The sequence below is a fragment of the Sphingomonas sp. CL5.1 genome (assembly GCF_013344685.1).
Taxonomy (GTDB): domain Bacteria; phylum Pseudomonadota; class Alphaproteobacteria; order Sphingomonadales; family Sphingomonadaceae; genus Sphingomonas.
This window is the reverse complement of record NZ_CP050137.1, coordinates 3,921,405-3,938,443: the sequence shown is the minus strand read 5'-3', so window position 1 is coordinate 3,938,443 and position 17,039 is coordinate 3,921,405. Positions and strand designations below refer to the sequence as shown.

18 protein-coding genes are annotated in these 17,039 nt (G+C 69.8%); 3 read left to right on the top strand and 15 right to left on the bottom strand.

From position 1 onward, the window contains the following. Positions 1 to 5: 5 nt before the first annotated feature. Genes F9288_RS18915 through F9288_RS18905 form a run of 3 tightly spaced genes read right to left on the bottom strand, consistent with a single transcriptional unit; the run spans position 6 to position 3,224 of the window. Complete coding sequence (locus tag F9288_RS18915; protein WP_174838209.1) at positions 6 to 1,667, bottom strand: type II and III secretion system protein family protein; 1,662 nt, start codon at positions 1,665 to 1,667, stop codon at positions 6 to 8. Between the two features lie 2 nt (positions 1,668 to 1,669). Continuing rightward, positions 1,670 to 2,698, bottom strand: a complete 1,029-nt coding sequence (gene cpaB, locus F9288_RS18910) for a Flp pilus assembly protein CpaB (protein ID WP_174838208.1) — start codon at positions 2,696 to 2,698, stop codon at positions 1,670 to 1,672. A 52-nt stretch (positions 2,699 to 2,750) separates the two neighbouring features. Further along, on the bottom strand, positions 2,751 to 3,224 hold the full coding sequence (locus F9288_RS18905; RefSeq protein ID WP_174838207.1) for a prepilin peptidase: 474 nt from the start codon (positions 3,222 to 3,224) through the stop codon (positions 2,751 to 2,753). 47 nt (positions 3,225 to 3,271) lie between these two features. On the opposite strand from F9288_RS18905, the gene F9288_RS18900 reads away from it, so the two are divergent. The 3 genes from F9288_RS18900 to F9288_RS18890 are packed head-to-tail and all read left to right on the top strand — an operon-like array spanning position 3,272 to position 5,485. Continuing rightward, complete coding sequence (locus F9288_RS18900) at positions 3,272 to 4,204, top strand: alpha/beta fold hydrolase (protein ID WP_174838206.1); 933 nt, start codon at positions 3,272 to 3,274, stop codon at positions 4,202 to 4,204. Beyond that, a complete protein-coding gene (locus F9288_RS18895; protein WP_174838205.1) occupies positions 4,201 to 5,286 on the top strand; it encodes an FAD-binding oxidoreductase in 1,086 nt (361 codons plus the stop codon). Before F9288_RS18900 ends, F9288_RS18895 begins: the two co-directional genes overlap by 4 nt. A gap of 25 nt (positions 5,287 to 5,311) precedes the next feature. After that, positions 5,312 to 5,485 carry a DUF1508 domain-containing protein gene (locus tag F9288_RS18890; protein ID WP_174838204.1) on the top strand — a complete coding sequence of 58 codons (174 nt, stop codon included), beginning with the start codon at positions 5,312 to 5,314 and terminating at the stop codon, positions 5,483 to 5,485. Between the two features lie 55 nt (positions 5,486 to 5,540). Here F9288_RS18890 and F9288_RS18885 read toward each other — a convergent pair whose 3' ends face one another. Genes F9288_RS18885 through F9288_RS18830 form a run of 12 tightly spaced genes read right to left on the bottom strand, consistent with a single transcriptional unit; the run spans position 5,541 to position 17,038 of the window. Continuing rightward, the gene (locus tag F9288_RS18885) at positions 5,541 to 7,082 is read right to left on the bottom strand and encodes a FadD3 family acyl-CoA ligase (RefSeq protein WP_217482556.1); all 1,542 of its coding nucleotides are present in this window, start codon (positions 7,080 to 7,082) and stop codon (positions 5,541 to 5,543) included. Between the two features lie 5 nt (positions 7,083 to 7,087). Then, a complete protein-coding gene (locus tag F9288_RS18880; RefSeq protein ID WP_174838202.1) occupies positions 7,088 to 7,549 on the bottom strand; it encodes a MaoC family dehydratase in 462 nt (153 codons plus the stop codon). After that, entirely contained in the window at positions 7,546 to 8,325 is a 780-nt protein-coding gene (locus F9288_RS18875) for an SDR family oxidoreductase (RefSeq protein WP_174838201.1), read from the bottom strand. The genes F9288_RS18880 and F9288_RS18875 overlap by 4 nt, the downstream gene beginning before the upstream one ends. Then, positions 8,322 to 9,506, bottom strand: a complete 1,185-nt coding sequence (locus F9288_RS18870) for an acyl-CoA dehydrogenase family protein (protein ID WP_174838200.1) — start codon at positions 9,504 to 9,506, stop codon at positions 8,322 to 8,324. The genes F9288_RS18875 and F9288_RS18870 overlap by 4 nt, the downstream gene beginning before the upstream one ends. Further along, on the bottom strand, positions 9,503 to 10,561 hold the full coding sequence (locus F9288_RS18865) for an acyl-CoA dehydrogenase family protein (protein WP_174838199.1): 1,059 nt from the start codon (positions 10,559 to 10,561) through the stop codon (positions 9,503 to 9,505). The genes F9288_RS18870 and F9288_RS18865 overlap by 4 nt, the downstream gene beginning before the upstream one ends. Then, complete coding sequence (locus F9288_RS18860) at positions 10,561 to 11,466, bottom strand: SDR family oxidoreductase (RefSeq protein WP_174838198.1); 906 nt, start codon at positions 11,464 to 11,466, stop codon at positions 10,561 to 10,563. The genes F9288_RS18865 and F9288_RS18860 overlap by 1 nt, the downstream gene beginning before the upstream one ends. A gap of 2 nt (positions 11,467 to 11,468) precedes the next feature. Further along, positions 11,469 to 11,921, bottom strand: coding sequence for a nuclear transport factor 2 family protein (locus F9288_RS18855; RefSeq protein ID WP_174838197.1), 453 nt, complete (start codon positions 11,919 to 11,921; stop codon positions 11,469 to 11,471). 7 nt (positions 11,922 to 11,928) lie between these two features. Continuing rightward, the gene (locus tag F9288_RS18850) at positions 11,929 to 13,080 is read right to left on the bottom strand and encodes an acetyl-CoA C-acetyltransferase (RefSeq protein ID WP_174838196.1); all 1,152 of its coding nucleotides are present in this window, start codon (positions 13,078 to 13,080) and stop codon (positions 11,929 to 11,931) included. Further along, positions 13,073 to 14,044: an acyl-CoA dehydrogenase family protein gene (locus F9288_RS18845; RefSeq protein ID WP_174838195.1), complete on the bottom strand. Its 972-nt coding sequence runs from the start codon at positions 14,042 to 14,044 to the stop codon at positions 13,073 to 13,075. The genes F9288_RS18850 and F9288_RS18845 overlap by 8 nt, the downstream gene beginning before the upstream one ends. Further along, complete coding sequence (locus F9288_RS18840) at positions 14,044 to 15,204, bottom strand: acyl-CoA dehydrogenase family protein (RefSeq protein ID WP_174838194.1); 1,161 nt, start codon at positions 15,202 to 15,204, stop codon at positions 14,044 to 14,046. The genes F9288_RS18845 and F9288_RS18840 overlap by 1 nt, the downstream gene beginning before the upstream one ends. After that, the gene (locus F9288_RS18835; protein WP_174838193.1) at positions 15,204 to 15,953 is read right to left on the bottom strand and encodes an enoyl-CoA hydratase family protein; all 750 of its coding nucleotides are present in this window, start codon (positions 15,951 to 15,953) and stop codon (positions 15,204 to 15,206) included. Before F9288_RS18835 ends, F9288_RS18840 begins: the two co-directional genes overlap by 1 nt. Beyond that, entirely contained in the window at positions 15,953 to 17,038 is a 1,086-nt protein-coding gene (locus tag F9288_RS18830) for a nitronate monooxygenase family protein (protein ID WP_174838192.1), read from the bottom strand. The genes F9288_RS18835 and F9288_RS18830 overlap by 1 nt, the downstream gene beginning before the upstream one ends. Position 17,039: the final 1 nt, after the last annotated feature.

Sequence of the window (17,039 nt, the reverse complement as noted above, 5' to 3'; positions counted from 1 at the left end):
GCGGGTCAATTGAACGAGAAGCCGGGAGCCGGCGTCGCGGCGGGTGTGGCGGACGAAGCCTTGTCCTTTGGCTTCGCGGCCGCCTTGCGATCCGCATCGTCGCGGCGTGGCTCGGGCGCGGGGACCGGAGTGACCGGCGCCGCCGCGCCGACCGCCGGCTGCGCGGGCGGACCGGCCTCCATCGTCGGCTTGGGCCGCTGGCCGCCGCTGGTGCCGCCGCCGAGCTGGCCGAACAGCACGCGATCGAGATCGGTCGGCGCCTTGTAGCCGTCGGTCGGCAGGGCGATGTCGTTGGCGTTCACCGGCTTCACCAGATACGGGGTGATGACGATCACCAGTTCCGTCTCGTTGCGCTGGAAGCCGTTGGAGCGGAACAGCGCGCCCAGCACCGGCAGGTCGCCGATACCCGGTGTCTTGTCGATCGAGTTGTTGTGCGAGTTCTGGAGCAACCCGGCGATCATGAAGCTCTGGCCGGAGCCCAGCTCCACCGTCGTTTCCGCGCGCCGCGTGGTGATGGCGGGGATCGTCGTGCCCTGGAAGGTGACCGCGCCATCCGATGAAAGCTGCGACACTTCCGGGCGGACGCGCAGGCTGATCCGGCCGTCCGCCAGCACCGTCGGCGTATAGGCCAGGCTGACGCCATATTGTTTGTATTCGATCGACACCGCGCCGAGGCCCTGCGCCACCGGGATCGGGATCTCGCCGCCCGCCAGGAACGTGCCGGTCTCGCCCGACAGCGCCGTCAGGTTCGGGTTGGCGAGGCTCGTCACCTGCCCGATGCGCTCGCCAAGGTCGAGCGCCTGGAGCACGTCGAGGCCGAACAATTTGCCCGCGAGGCCGAGCGTCGTGCGCTCGGTGGTGCTCTGCGTGAACCCGTATTGGCTGCCCGAATTGGGATAGACGAACGTGCCGGTCGCCGGATTGAACGGCAGCGAGATCGAGCCGGCCGGCAGACCGAACTTTGACGAGGCGTCGAGCACGGGCAGGTTGGACGTGTTGAAACTGCCGATCGTCCCGCCGGCCCGGCCGGAAAGCACGCCGAAGTTGAAGCCGTTCGTCGTGTCCCGCGTCATGATGTTCGAGCCGATGTTCTTGATGAAGCTGCGGCTCACTTCGGCGAACTTTACCTGCAGGTTCACCTGCAACGGCGTTGCCGTGCGCAGGCGGCTGATGACCTTCGTGCCCTCGCCGACGAAGGCGGTGGCGAGGCGTTCAGCCTCCGCGCCGTCGTCGGGCTGCGCGACGGTGCCGGTCAGCAGCACCACGCCGTTCATCGTCGTGGCGGTGATCTGCGCCTCCGGCATCGCCAGCTTGAGCATCTGGCCGATCGAGTCGAAGTTGTTGCCGACGCGGATCGTCGCGGAATAGACGACCTGCCCGCTCTTGGACGTGGCGGAGACGGTCGTCTCGCCGGTCTTCTTGCCGAAGATGTAGAGCTGGGTCGGCGAGCGGACCTGGACGTCGGCGATTTCCGAGTTGGCGACGAACAGGTCGCTCATCGGCCGCGCCAGCGTCACCAGCCGGCCACGATTGGTGGCGAGCTGGACAACCGGTCCGCCGGCCCCCGGCGCGGACTGCGCCGGCGCCGCGGCGGGCGTTGCGGCGACTGCGGCCGCTGCGAGCGCGACTGCCAGCGGCAGCCCGATCGATGTCGAACGAATACGCATCTTCAGTGCTTCCCCCCGACCGGAACATCGGTCACAGTATTGCCCCGCGCCACCCGCACCACGGGGCCGAGCACCGGCGCCCCTCCCGGAAAATTGCCGCCTGCCACCTGCGCGCCCTGCTGCGGCGCGTCGGACGACTTGCCCGGCACGGTGCGGCGCTGGAAGCGCGACACGTCGGCGCCGACGGTGACGCTCGAATCGCCGGCTTGCGGTTGGCTGGCGACCTGGAGCATCAGCGCGCGCTCCGCCTTCGGATCGCCGTTGGCCGGCGCCTTCACCGCGCCGGCGGCGATCGCCTGCTCGAACTCGGCCTGATTGTCGGCGATCGAGCGCAGCGACAGCGACAGCGTGCCGGCGGATTCCGCCACCGCGATCTGCTCGGCGATCTTCGGCGTCGTCTCCAGCGTGACCGTGGAGAAGGTGTGGACGACGGTGTTGCCCTTCTCGTCCTTCTCGTCGGCGGTGCGCTGATCGGTGGCCAGCACGCGCAGGTTGCGCAGGATCGTCTCGGCGGTCTTGAGCGGCGGGCCATCGCCGCCGCCCGTGACCGACTGGCTCAGCAGCAGGTCGACGCGATCGCCTGGAAAGATGAAGCCCGCGACCGAGGTCTGGGCGGAGACCGGCACCGTCACGGCGCGCATCCCCGGCCCGAGCGCGGCGGCGAGGAAGCCGCGGTCGCCCGGCTTGACCAGTGCGCCCTGCGTGATCGGCTGCCCGGCGGTGATCGCGTTGCGCACCACCGTGCCGACGACATTCTTCATGTCGAAGCCCGCGCCTTCCTGGAAATAGGCCCCTTCGACCAGTTCCTTCGGCCACGGCTGGAACTTCACCGCCGTCGGATCGATGATCGTGCCGACGGGCAGCGCGCGGATCGCGACCAGCACCTTCGGCCCGTCGACCGGCGCCGGCGCGCCGACCATCGCGGTCGCCTGAGGCGCGGCGCTTCCCGTAATCAGGGTGCGCGCGAAGAATGCGGTGATGGCCGCGACGAACAGCGCGCCGACCAGCAATACAACCTTGCGAGTGTCCATGACTCAACGTGCCTTTCAAGCGTCCGTCACGCCGGGGTTATTCCGGTCATGATTACGCAAACTGGTTAAGAAGAAGTTCGTGAAGAACCGCGAGGCCGCCGAAGACGATCGCGACTCCATAGGGAACCTCAAGAATTCGTTGACTTTTTCTGATGTGATGATCGGCCAGCATGACCAATGTCAGCACGCCGCCGGCAAGCGACATCACCAGCAGCATCTGGAGCAGCGGCGTCAGCGGCAGCCACAGGGCGAGCGCGCCGATCAGCTTCACGTCGCCGCCGCCCATCTGGCCGAAGTGGAACGCCACGCAGAACAACGCGAACACGATCAGCGCCATGCCGAACTGGATCGCCATGTCCGGCCACGGCGCCAGCCCGCTCGTCACCCACCACAGCGGCGCGAGCAGCGCGATGGCGGCGTTCTTCCAGTTGGCGATCTCCCGCCTGCGCGCATCCTCGATCCCCGCCGACAGCAACAGCAGCAGGAGGATCGCGGGGAGCAGCCAGTGGAGAACGGACCATGCCATTCCCCACGCACTAGACGGAATGGCTTTCCAAACCGTAACCATGCCCGATGACCATCGCATCGCCCATCCGCCGCGCGATTCCGGCCGGCGCGTCGATCACGCAATGGGCGGCGCCCGACGGGTGGTCGATCCGCCGCTTCGACTGGCCGGCGGAGGGCGTGCCGCGCGGCGCGATCCTGTTCCAGGGCGGGCGCGGCGATGTGTTCGAGAAGTATCTGGAAACATTCGGCCATTGGCATGATGCCGGCTGGATGATCGCCTCGTTCGACTGGCGCGGGCAGGGCGGGTCGGGGCGGCTATCGGCGAACCCTCGGGTCGGCCATGCGGCGGATTTCGCGCCGTGGATCGCCGATCTCGCCGCCTTCTGGCGATCATGGGAGGCGGCTGGCCCGCGTGTCATCATGGGACATTCGATGGGCGGCTACCTCGTGCTGCGCGCATTGGTGGAACGGGCGGTGGACCCCGCCGCCGCCGTGCTGGTCGCGCCGATGCTGGGGCTGAAGGCGCCGGTCGGGCCGTGGCTGGGGGAGCAGGTGGCGCGGCTGATGTGCCTGCTCGGCGATCCCGCGCGCGCCGCGTGGCAGGGGCATGAGCGCCCCGGCGCGCGGCTCGACCGGCAGAAGCTCCTGACTCACGACGCCTCGCGTTATGAGGACGAGGGCTTCTGGTATGCCGAGAAGCCCGAGATACAGCTCGGCCCGCCGAGCTGGGCGTGGCTGGCGCGGGCGTTTGCCGGTACGCGCGCGCTGGAGGCCGATCCGCGCCTCGCGGCGATGACGACGCCGGTGATGCTGCTCGTCGCGGAGGCGGACGGGCTGGTCGATGCGCGCGCGGCGCTGCGTGTCGCCGGCAAGCTGCCAGCGGCCGAGGCAGTGCGCTTCGGTCCCGAATCCGCGCATGAGATCCTGCGCGAGGCCGATCCGGTGCGCGATCGCGCGCTTGCGGCGATCGACGCTTTCCTCGAAACGCACGCGCGATGAGCTACGATATCGCGATCGTCGGCGCCGGGATCGCTGGCGCCACCCTTGCCGCCGCGATCGGCGATCGCGCGCGGGTGCTGATCCTGGAGGCGGAGGAGGTCGCCGGTTATCACGCGACCGGCCGCTCCGCCGCTTTCTGGTCCGAAACCTATGGCGGGCCGGCGATCCAGCCGCTGACGACGCTTTCCGGCGATGCGCTGCGGGGCGGGGGGTATCTCCAGCCGCTCGGCTCGCTGCACATCGGCAGGGCGGGGGACGAGGCTTTGGCCGATGCGTTCATCGCCGGCTTCGACGGATCGGGCGTGGAGCTGGCGCGGGTCGATCCCGCGCGCTTCGTCCCCGGCCTGCGTCCGGGCTGGACGGTGGGCGTGATCGAACCGAGCTGCGCCTATATCGACGTCGCGGCGCTGCACGGCGATGCGCTGGCCGCCGCGCGGCGGGCGGGCGCGGTGATCGAGCTGGGCCGCGCATTGCGATCCGCGACGCGCGTGGACGGCCGCTGGCGGATCGAGACGAGCGGCGGCGTGCGCGACGCGGCGGTGCTGGTCAATGCCGCCGGCGCGTGGGTGGACGAAGTGGCGCGCGGAGCCGGCGCGGCGCCGATCGGCATCCAGCCCTATCGCCGCACGCTGATCCAGCTTCGCGTCGATCCGCCGGTGCCGGCGGCGGTGCCGCATGTCGCGCATCTCGGCGGCAGCTTCTACTTCAAGCCGGAGGCGGGCGGGCGGCTGTGGCTGTCGCCGCATGACGAGACGCCGGTCGCGCCGGGCGATGTGCAGCCTGAGGAACTGGATGTCGCGATCGCGATCGACCGGATGGAGCAGGCGGTCGACTGGCGGGTCGAGCAGGTCGAGCGGAAATGGGCCGGGCTGCGCAGCTTCGCGCCGGATCGGCTGCCGGTCTATGGCTTCGCCGCCGATGCGCCGGGCTTCTTCTGGTTCGCGGGGCAGGGCGGGTTCGGCATCCAGACCGCGCCGGCCGCCGCGCGGGTCGGCGCCGCGCTGCTGCTGGGCGATGCGCCTCCTGCGGGCATCGACATCTCCCGCTATACGCCCGCGCGTTTCGTGGATAAGCTCGCCTGACCCATGGCTTAGGGGAGAGTGTTCGATGGCGCACAAGTTCACGATCAAGAAGAACAAGGCCGGTGAGTTCGTGGCGTATTTCAAATACAATAGCGAAACGATCTTCTGGACCGAGGGCTATGCCAACAAGGCGGGCGCGGTGAACGCGATCGAATCGATCAAGAAGAACGGACCGGGCGCGCCCACCGAGGAAGAATAGGCAGCGGGCCGCATTCGCCGGCGTTCCTCGGAGCAATCGTCACCCAGACGGCGGCTCAGCCTTCCCGTTCCGCCAATGCGCGCAGCTCGGGCTTCACCACCTTGCCGGAAGCGTTGAGCGGCAGTGCGTCGAGCAGGGTCACGCGGCGCGGGGCCTTGTAATTCGCCATATTCGCGCGCGACCAGCCGATCAGCGCCGCTTCGTCCGCGCGTGGCGCGTCGGGGCGGAGCACGATGAAGGCGTGGCCGATCTCGCCCATCCGCTCGTCCGGCACGCCGATCACGGCGGCGGCGGCGATGGCAGGATGGGCGGAGAGCAATTTCTCGATCTCCGCCGGATAGCAGTTGAACCCGCCGGAGATGTACATGTCCTTCTTGCGATCGGTGATGCGCAGATAGCCCGCCGCGTCCATCACCCCCACGTCGCCGGTATGGAGCCAGCCGCCGGCATCGATCGCCTCGGCGGTGGCGGCGGGGTCGTCGAGATAGCCGAGCATCACGCCATAGCCGCGCACCAGCACCTCGCCCTCCTGGCCGCGAGGCACCTCGCGCCCGGCATCGTCGGCGCACTTCACCTCCAGCCCCGGCAGCGCCTTGCCGCAGCTCGACGCGACCAGCTCGGCCGAATCGCCCTGCCGGCAGGAGGTGATCGCGCTGCATTCGGTCATGCCGTAAGCGGTGACGATGGTGCGGAAGCCGAGTTCGTTCCGCATCCGCTCGATGAGGATCGGCGGCACCGTCGCGGCGCCCGTAACCGCGCAGCGCAGCGAGGATGAGTCGAAGCGCGGCTCGGCGAGCAGCGACTGGAAGATCGTCGGCGGCCCGGGGAGGAAGGAGACGCGGTCGCGCTCGATATGCGCGATCGCTCTCGCCACGTCGAAGGTCGCCATCGGCACGACCGTCGCGCCCTTGATCAGCGCCGCGACCCAGCCCGCCTTGAAGCCGAAACTGTGGAAGAACGGGTTGACGATGAGGTAGACGTCGCCTTCACGAAGCCCCACCGCGTCGCCCCATGCCTCGAACATCGGGACGATGCGGCCGTGCGTGGTCAGCACGCCCTTGGGCGCACCGGTGGTGCCGGAGGTGAACATGATGTCGCTCAGCGCATCGGGGCCGAGCGCGGCGAGGGCAGCGGCGACGCGGGGGGCGTCCGCTCCTGCGCCTTCGGCGAGGAAGGAGTTCCAATCATCGTCCAGCAGAATCGTCCGTTCCAGCGCGGGCAGCGCCTCATCCTCGAGCAGGGCGGGGTAATCGGTGCCGAGGAAGTCGCCGACCGTAAACAGCATCCGCGCGCCCGTCCGCCGCAGGATATCGCCCGCCTCGCGCCCCTTCAGCCGGGTGTTGAGCGGTACGATCGCCGCCCCTGCCGTCTGCGCGCCGATCGCCGCGATGATCCACTCCGCGCGGTTGGGCGCCCAGATCGCGATGCGGTCGCCCGCCCCGATTCCGTTGGCGAGGAAGGCGGAGGCCGCCGCGCGGGCGCGCCGCCAAAGTTCCGCGAAGCTCCACGTCTCGCCATTTTCCAGCAGCGCCGGGCGATCCCCGAAGCGTTCGGCGGCGGAGGCGGCGAGGTGCGGGATCGTCGGGGGGAGGGCCACGGCCGTCACTCCGGGAAATAGCGGCTGATCGTGTCGACGACGCAGGCGGGCTTGTCGCCGCCCTCGATTTCCACGGTGACGCGGACGGTGGACTGGATCGCGCCCTTTACCTCCTCCACCGCGACGATCTCGCCCGTGCCGCGAATCCGCGCGCCCACCTTCACCGGCGCGAGGAAGCGCAGCCGATCCGCGCCGACGTTCACCGCATGGGCGAAGCCGCGCACCTCGATCAGGTCGGGGAGGAACAGGTTGACGAGGCTCATCGTCAGATAGCCGTGCGCGATCGTGCCGCCGAACGGGCCGACCCTGGCGCGCTCGACATCGACGTGGATCCACTGGTGATCGCCCGTCACCTGCGCGAAGCCGTCGACGCGCGCCTGATCGATCGCGAGCCAGCCGGTCGGGCCGAGCGCGGTGCCTTCCTGCCCGATCAGGCCGCGCGGGTGCTGATAGACCCGCGCGCTCACGCCCGCTGGCTCGATACCGAGACGATCTCACCCGTCATGTACGACGACAGGTCGGAAGCGAGGAAGATCATCACGTTCGCCACTTCCCACACCTCGGCGGGGCGGCCGAACGCCTCCTGCGCGGAGAGCTTCGCCAGCATGTCCTCGGTCGTCACCTTGGCGAGGAAGGGATGCATCGCGATCGACGGCGCGACCGCGTTGATCCGCACGCCCTGTTCCGCCGCCTCCACCGCCGCGCAGCGGGTGAAGGCCATCACGCCCGCCTTGGCGGCGGCATAATGCGCCTGCCCCTTCTGCGCGCGCCAGCCGAGCACGGAGGCGTTGTTGACGATCGCGCCGGTGCCGCGCGCGGTCATCGCGGGCAGGAAGGCGCGGGTCATGCGGAACACGCTGGTGAGCGTCACGTCGATCACGCGCGACCATTGCTCGTCGGTCATGTCGACCACCGGCACCTCGCCGCCCAGCCCGGCATTGTTGATGAGCACGTCGACATGGCCGAGCTTAGCCAGAGCCGCGTCGCGTAGCGCCCGCACCTGCGCCTCGCTGGTCACGTCGCACAGGCAGGTTTCGGGGCGGGTGCCGACCGCTTCCGCGATCGCGTCCGCCGCTTCGCCCAGCCGGCGCTCGTGGAAATCGCTGATGAGCACGCGCGCGCCTTCCTCGGCGGCGCGCCTGGCGACCGCGAAGCCGATGCCGGTCCCGGCGGCGGCGGTGACCACGATAGTGCGGTCTTTCAGCAGCCCGCGCGGGGCGGGATAGGCGGGGGCAGGGGTCATGCGTTGCCTCGCGGTTCGCGCGGCAGGCCGAGCGCGCGCTCGGCGACGATGTTGCGCTGGATCTGGTTAGTGCCGCCGTAGATCGTGTCGGCGCGCGACGAGAGGAACAGGCTGGGGAGCATCGGGAAGTCGTAATCCGGCCCGGCCGTCACTTCACCCGCCTGACCCAGCACGTCCATCGCCAGCTCGCCGAGATTGCGCCGCCACGTCGCCCATTGCAGCTTGTACGTCAGCGCCGCGCCGTCCGGCCGGGCGTGATCGGTGTTGCTCAGCACGCGCAGCGCGCCGTAGCGCATCAGGCGCAACCCGATCTCCGCCTTGGCGATACGCTGGCGGATCAGCGGGTTGCTCGCTGAGCCGTTGGCCTTCGCCGCCGCGATGATCGCGTCCAGCTCGTGCCGGAAGCCCATCTGCTGGCCGAGCGTGGAGACGCCGCGCTCGAACGCGAGCAGCCCCATCGCCACCTGCCAGCCGTTGCCCGGCGTGGAGACGAGGTTCTCCGCCGCCGTGCGCGCGCCGTCGAAGAAGGTCTCGTTGAACTCGGCGTCGCCGTTGATCTGCCTGATCGGGCGGATGGTGATCCCCGGCTGGTCGATCGGCATAAGCAGGAAGGTGAGGCCCTTCGGCCCCTTCGACCCTTCCTCGCTGCGGGTGACGACGAAGATCCAGTCGCAGATCTGCGCGAGGCTGGTCCAGATCTTCTGCCCGTCCACCACCCATTCGCCGGTCGCTTCATCGACCCGCGCGCGGGTGCGCACCGAGGCGAGGTCTGACCCGGCGTTCGGCTCCGAATAGCCCTGGCACCACAAGACTTCGCCCGAGGCGATGCCGGGCAGGAAGCGCGCCTTCTGCTCCTCGGTGCCGAAGGCGAGGATGGTCGGCCCGGCCAGCTCGATTCCCATATGCCCGACGCGGCCGGGCGCGCCGGAACGCGCATATTCCTCCGCGAAGATCACCTGCTGTTCCAGCGTCGCGTCGCGGCCGCCCCATTTGCTGGGCCAACCGATGCAGCTCCAGCGATGGCGGCCGAGCTGCTGCTCCCATTCCTTGCGGCGTTCGGCCATCACCGTCAGGCCCAGCACGTCCTTGATGTCGCGGAACTCGCCGGACATCTGGTCGGCGAGCCAGTCCGCCGCCTCAGCGCGGAACGCCTCGTCCCCGGCCGAGAATCCGAGCCTCATGCCGCTTCTCCCAATCCGATGATGTTGGCGACCTGCTCGCGGTGCCAGTCGCTGTCGCCCAGCATCGAACGGATCGCGCGGGCGCGCTTGAAGAACAGGTGCGCGTCATGCTCCCAGGTGAAGCCGATCCCGCCGTGGAGCTGGATCATGTCGCCCGCGCAGCGGCAATAGGTGTCGGCCGCGAAGCTCTTGGCGCTGTGCAGCGCGAGCGGGGCTTCCGCCGAGTCCTCGTCCACCGCGCAGGCTGCCCAATAGACCGCCGAGCGCGCCTGCTCGATCTCCACCATCATGTCGGCGAGGCGATGCTTGTACGCCTGGAAGCTGCCGATCGGGCGGCCGAATTGCACGCGTTCCTGCGCATAGCCGACGGTGCGGTCGAGCGTTGCCTGCGCGCCGCCCAGCGCCTCCGCCGCTACGCAAATCCAGCCGCCCGCGCGCGCCGCTTCCAGCCCTGCCTGCCAGTCGGGCAGCGGATCGCCGGGCGTGTCGGTGAGCGTGACGCGGGCGAGGGGGCGCGTCTGGTCCATCGTCACCGGGCGCTCGATCGCGAGGCCCGGCGCGTCGGCGCGGACGATCCATGCGCCTTCGGGCGATGCGAGGACGAACATATCCGCGATCCCGCCGTGGGGCACGAAATCGACCGTGCCGGTCAATTTGCCGTCCCCGACGCGCTGGTCATGGCTTCCGCCCGGCGCGGCGATCACCTCGCCGGACGCGAGCTTCGGCAGCCATTCCCGCTTCTGCGCCTCGCTGCCCCCGGCGGCGATCGCGCGGGCGGGCATGGCGAGGCCGAGCAGGGGGAGGGCGGCGACCTGCGCGCCGGCCGCCTCGGCAATGGTCGCGAACTCGACCAGCCCGAGGCCCGAGCCGCCATGCGCCTCCGGCACCGCGATCCCGGCGAGGCCCAGCTCGGTGCAGAAGCTCGCCCATAAGTCCCGATCGATCCCGTCGCCTTCCATCGCGCGGCGGGTGCGTTCGCTGGTGGCGTTCCCGGCGAAGAAGGCGCGGGCCGTCTCCGCGATCATCGCCTGTTCTTCTGTGAAGGCGAATTGCATCAGGCCGTCCCCCATACCTTGCGCGGCGCGATCCGTTCGGCGAGCAATCCGTCCACCGCCGCGCCGACATCGGCGGGCGCCCAGCGCTTGCCCGCATCGACCACCGGGCCTTCGCGCCAGCCGTCCTCCAGCATGATCCTGCCTCCCTCCAGCTCGAACACGCAGCCGGTGACGTGCGCGGACTGCGCGCTGCCCAGCCACACCACGGTGGGGGCGATATTGGCCGGGTCCATCGTGTCGAACGTCTGTCCCTCGGTCGCCATCTTCTCCGCGAACGCCTGTTCGGTCATGCGGGTGCGCGCCGAGGGGGCGAGCGCGTTGGCGGTGATGCCGTAGCGCCCGAGCTCCGCCGCCTGCACCAGGGTCAGCGCGGCGATTCCGCCCTTGGCGGTGGAATAGGCCGCCTGCGCGATCGAGCCTTGCAGCCCCGCGCCGCTCGTCGTGTTGATGATCCGCGCGTCCACCGCGTCGCCCGCCTTCTGCCGCGCACGCCAGTGATCGACCGCGTGGCGCGACAGGCAGAAATGGCCGCGCAGGTGGACGTGCATCGTCGCGTCCCATTCCTCGGGCGTCGCGGAGACGAACATGCGGTCGCGCACGATCCCGGCGTTGTTGACCACCACGTCCAGTCCGCCGAACGCGGCGACGGTGGCATCGACGATCCGCTTCGCCGCGTCCCAATCGGTGATGTCCTCGTAATTGGCGATGGCCGTGCCGCCCGCCGCCTTTATCTCCGCCACCACCTGATCGGCCGCGCTGGTGTCGCGTCCCTCGCCGCCGAGCGAGGTGCCGATATCGTTCGCCACCACGTTCGCGCCCTCGGCGGCGAAGGCGAGCGCATAGGCGCGCCCCAGCCCGCGCGCCGCGCCGGTGATGATGACGGTGCGTCCGTCGCAGATACCCATGCTCAAGCCTCCCGGCGCGCGATGGTGCGGAGCAGGTGGCCGCTCATGTCGCCGGTCAGTTCTGGCGCGAGATACTGGCGCTCGGTGTAATGCCACTCGCCGTCGATGATCGCGAGCTTGTCGGCATAATGGCCGGCGGCGATCACCTGGAGCGGCAGGTCGTCGGTCGCCTGGATGATGGTCCATTGCGAGCGGCAGGTCGCGCTCTGGCCATCCGCCGACAGCTCGATCACCGGATTGGTGATGATGTGGCGGGTGCGCGGCGTGCCGTCCGCATAGATATGCACCCAGCTTTTCCACATTGCGACGATCGCGTCCTCGCCGCGCAGCTCGCCCCCGCTGGTTACGAGGCAGCCGTGGCGGAACATCCGTGCCGCGCGGTGGAAGTCAGCCGAATCGATCGCGTCGGCGTAGCGATAGAGCAGGTTGGGGATGTCGATGGCGGGGTTCGTCATGATCCGCTCACAGCCTTTCGATGATGGTGACATTGGCCTGCCCGCCGCCCTCGCACATGGTCTGGAGGCCGTAGCGTCCGCCGGTGCGCTCCAGCGCGTTGAGCAGGGTGGTCATCAGCCGCGCGCCGGTCGCGCCGATCGGATGGCCGAGCGCAATCGCGCCGCCAGCCACGTTGACCTTCTCGTGCGGCACGCCGAGTTCCTTCATCCACGCCATCGGCACGGAGGCGAACGCCTCGTTGCACTCGAACAGGTCGATATCGGCGACCGACATGCCCGCCTTCGCCAGCGCGTATTGCGTGGCCGGGATCGGGCCGGTGAGCATCCACACCGGATTGGCGGCGCGGACGGAGAGGTGGTGGATGCGCGCGCGCGGCTTCAGCCTATGCGCCTTCACCGCCGCCTCGCTCGCGATCAGGAGCGCGGCCGCGCCGTCGCAATTCTGGCTGGCGACGCCGGCGGTGATGACGCCGCCTTCGCGCACCGGCTTCAGCGCGGCGAGACCCTCCATGCTGGTCGCCGGCCGGATCGTCTCGTCCACCTCCAGACCGGCGAGCGGGGCGATCTCGCCCCTGAACCAGCCCTGTTCGGTCGCCCGCTGCGCGCGGGTGTGGGATTCGACCGCGAACGCCTCCATCGCCTCGCGGGTGATGCCCCATTTGTCGGCGATCATCTCGGCCGACTTGATCTGGTTCACTTCCTCGTCGCCGTAGCGCGCCTGCCAGCCGATCGAGCCGCGGAACGGATCGTCGAAGCCGTACGGCTGGCCCGCGAACATCGCGGCGGAGATCGGGATGGCGTTCATCGCCTGGCTGCCGCCCGCGACGACCAGATCCTGCGTGCCGCTCATCACCCCCTGCGCGGCGAAATGCACCGCCTGCTGCGAGGAGCCGCACTGGCGATCGATCGTCACCCCCGGCACTTCCTCCGGCAGCCCGGCGGCGAGCCATGCGGTGCGGCCGATATCGCCCGCCTGCGGCCCGATCGTGTCGCAGCAGCCCCACACCACGTCGTCCACCGCCTTCGGATCGATGCCGGCGCGCGCGATCAGCGTCTTGATCGGACGCGCGCCGAGATCGGTGGGATGGACGCCCGCGAGCGTGCCCTTCTTGCGCCCGATCGGGGTGCGCACCGCATCGACGATATAGGCTTCAGCCATGTTGCATTCCTGTCTCGAAAGTCTGGTCCGGGCCGATCGCCATCGCGCCGTCGATCACGGCGGCGTCGAGGCGGCGGAGGTGGAAGGCGCGATCGCCCCATGTCCCGGCGAGCGCCCATGCGCGCTTCATCCAGTAATGGAGATCGACCTCGTAGGTGTAGCCCATCGCGCCATGGACCTGGATCGCCGTCTCCGCCGCCTGCATCGCGGCGTCGGTCGCGGCGAGCTTGGCGTGGCTGACGTGGACGGGCGCGCGGGCATGGCCGTGATCGAGCGCCCAGGCCGCGCGCCACAGCACCGGCCGCGCGAACTCCAGCGCCACCGCGACGCTGGCGAGGTGGTGCTTGATCGCCTGGAACGCGCCGATCGGCTGGCCGAACTGCTCGCGGTCCTTGGCGTAATCGGTGGCGAGCGCCAGCATCCGTTCGCTCGCGCCGACGAGTTGTGCCGCCGCCGTCAGCGCGGAAAGATCGAGCATGGCGGGATCGGCGTCGGCCCGCTCGACCGCGAACAGCCGCCGCAGCGGATCGGCGCTCTCCAGCCGCTCGCCGGTCGCAGCGCCGCCGAGCACTAGTCCGGCCTGATCGGCATCCGCCACCCACGGGTTGACCCGATGCGCCAGCGCGACCTTCAACTCGCCGACAGCGATCGCCGCGAGCCGCGCCTCGTCCGCGATCAGGCGCGGCGCGACCAAGGCGGTATCGACGATCGGCTCCGACACGTCGGCGCGGCCAAGCTCGACCGCGACCAGCACCGCCTCGATCAGCCCCAGCCCGAGGCCGCCCTGCGCCTCCGGCACGATCAGCCCGGTCAACCCCATCTCGACCAGCGAGCGCCAGATCGCCGGATCGCGGCCGCCCTCGGCATCGAGCCGCCGCAGCACCTCGGGGCCGTGCGTGCCGTCGAGGAAGGCGCGCACGCCGTCGCGCAGCTCGATCTGGTCCTGCGTGAACGAGAATTCCATCAGCCCGCCCCCAGCCGCGGCAGACCGAGCAGCCGCTCGGCGACGATGTTGCGCTGGATCTCGTTCGATCCGGCGTAGATCGGGCCGGAGAGCGAGAAGATATAACCCTCCAGCCATTGGTTGACGCGGCCGCCGACCGCCTTCAGCTCCGCTGCGGCGCCCATCAGGCTCATCGCGGTGCGGTGCAGCGCGCGATCCAACTCGGACCAGAAAATCTTGTTGAGGCTCGCCTCCGCGCCGATCTTCCCGCCCGCCATCACGGTTGAGGCGACCTTGTAGGTGTTGAGCGCATAGGCCTCCGCCTCCGCCCATGCCTTAACCACCGCCTCGCGCGCGGCGGGGGAGGCGTCCGCCTCCCGCTCGCGATACAGTTCGACCAGCCGTTTCGCTGCCGCCTGGAAGCGCGCCGGGCTGCGCAGCATCAGCCCGCGCTCGAAGCCCGCGGTCGCCATCGCGACGTTCCAGCCTTCGCCCTCGCCCGCGATGCGGTTGGCGGCGGGGACGCGCACCTCGTCGAAGAAGATTTCCGCGAAGCCGGTCTCGCCGTGGAGCTGGCGGATCGGGCGGATCGTCACGCCCGGCGCGTCCAGGGGCACGAGGATGAAGCTCAGCCCCTTGTGTCGCTTCGATTCGGGATCGGTGCGGAACAGGCCGAAGCCCCAATCGGCGAAGGCCGCGCGGCTCGACCAGGTCTTCTGCCCCGAGATGACGTAATCGTCGCCTTCACGCACCGCGCGCGAGCGGATCGCCGCCATGTCGGACCCGGCGTTCGGCTCAGACCACGCCTGCGCCCACATCACCTCGCCGTTCGCCATCGGCGTGAGGAAGCGCGCCTTCTGCTCGTCGGTGCCGAATTCCATGATCGTCGGGCCGAGCAGGAAGATGCCGTTCTGGTTGGCGCGCAGCGGCGCCCCGGCGCGATAATATTCCTCCTCGAAGATCAGCCAGCGGATCAGGTCCAGCCCGCGCCCGCCATAGACCTCGGGCCATGTCACCATGCCCCAGTTGCCCGACGCCAGCGTGCGCTCCCATGCGACATGCGCGTCGAAGCCCACGCGCCCTTCGAGCGTCGGCAGCGGCTCCTTGGGCACATGCGCTTCCATCCACGCGCGCACCTCGGCGCGGAACGCCTGCTGCTCGGGGGTGTAGAGAAGGTCCATCAGAACTTCGCCGCCCCCTTGTTCTCCACGAAGGCGTCGCGCGATTTCTGGCTGTCCTCGTGCATGTACATTTCCAGCGTGAAGCCCTGCTCGAAGCGATAGCCGTGATCGACGTCGCGCGGCTCCAGCCCGTTGAGCGCCTCCTTGGCGATCACCAGCGCCTTGCGGCTCTTGGACGCAATCACCGCCGCGAAGGCGCGCGATTCTTCAACGAGCCTGTCGGCGGGCACCAGTTTCTCGATCGCGCCGATGCGATAAGCTTCCTCCGCCGGGATGCGCCCGCCGGTGAAGAAGGCCGCGCGGACCTTCTGGATCGGGAACATGCGCTGGAGGTGGCTCGCCCCGCCCATCGCGCCGCGATCGACCTCGGGCAGCGAGAAGAACGCGCCCTCCGCCGCGATCACCACGTCGGACGCGCCGCAGATGCCGATGCCGCCGCCGATCACGAAATTATGCACCGCCGTCACCACCGGCACCTCGCAGCCGCGCACCGCGCGGAAGGTGCGGTAGTTGCCGCGATTGAGATCGACGATCCGCTCCGGGTGCGCCTGCATCTCCTTGATGTCGACGCCGCCGCAGAAGCCCTTGCCCTCCGCGCGGATCAGCACGCCGCGCACTTCGGGATCGCGCCCGAGCGTCTCGATGATGCCGGGCAGCTCGTTCCAGCCCGCGCTGTCGAGCGCGTTGACCGGCGGGTGATCGAGGATGACCTCGCCGATGTTGTCGGCGATGTGGGTGCGGATCGGCATCAGGCGGCTTTCTCGTTGGCGGCGGTCGCGGTCAGCGCGGCGATGCGCACGCGCGCCTCGCGCTCGATATCGGCGAGCAGGTCGGCGCAGGTGGGGAGCGAGGTGATCCGCCCGGCGACGAGGCCGGTCGCCATCACGCCATGCTCGACGTCGCCGTCCACCACCGCCTTCTGGATCAGCGTCGGGGCGGCGGCGGCGAGCATCGCCTGCATGAAGCTCAGGCCCCCGTGGCTGGTCATCCCCCGCGCGGCGGCGATCAGCTCGCCCCAGTTCGCGCCAGTGCGCTTCTTCATCGCGAGGCCACCCTCGATCGCGCGCAGCCACATGCCGAGCGGGCCGGACTTCTCGATCCGGTCGAACATCGGGGTGCGGACCATGCGCTGCGGCAGGCCGTCGATCTTCGTGGTGACGTGGATGTCGTCGGTGCCGGCCTTGAGATAGACCTGCTTGGCAGCGGCCGGCGGCGCGCTTTCGGTGGTAAGCAGGAAGCGGGTGCCCATCGCGATGCCGACCGCGCCATAGGCGAGCGCAGCCACCAGCCCGCGCCCGTCCGCGAACCCGCCCGCCGCGATCACCGGCACCTTCACCGCGTCGAGCACCTGCGGCAGCAGCACGGTGGTGGCGACCGCGCCGGTATGCCCGCCGCCTTCGCCGCCCTGCACCGTCACCATGTCGCAGCCGAGCTCGACTATCTTCTTGGCGTGCTTCACCGCGCCGACGGTCGGCACGCACAGGATGCCGGCATCCCTGAAGCGGCCGATCATCTTCGCGTCCGGCCCGCGCCCGAAGCTCACCGCGCGCACCTGGTCGCGATTGGCGAGGATCGTCTCGACGATCTCGCCCGCGCCGGGCTGGAACATGTGGAAGTTGACGCCAAACGGCCTAGACGTGCGCTTGCGGACGTCGGCGATCTTCGCCGCCGCCTCGCCCGGCGTCATCACCGCCGCGCCGAGGAAGCCGAACGCGCCCGCCTCGCACGCGGCGGCGACGAGCGGCGGCTCGGCGACCCAGCCCATCGCGGTCTGGATCACCGGCAGGCGGCAGCCGAGCCGCTCGGTCATAATCGTGGCAAGCGGATCGCCCATC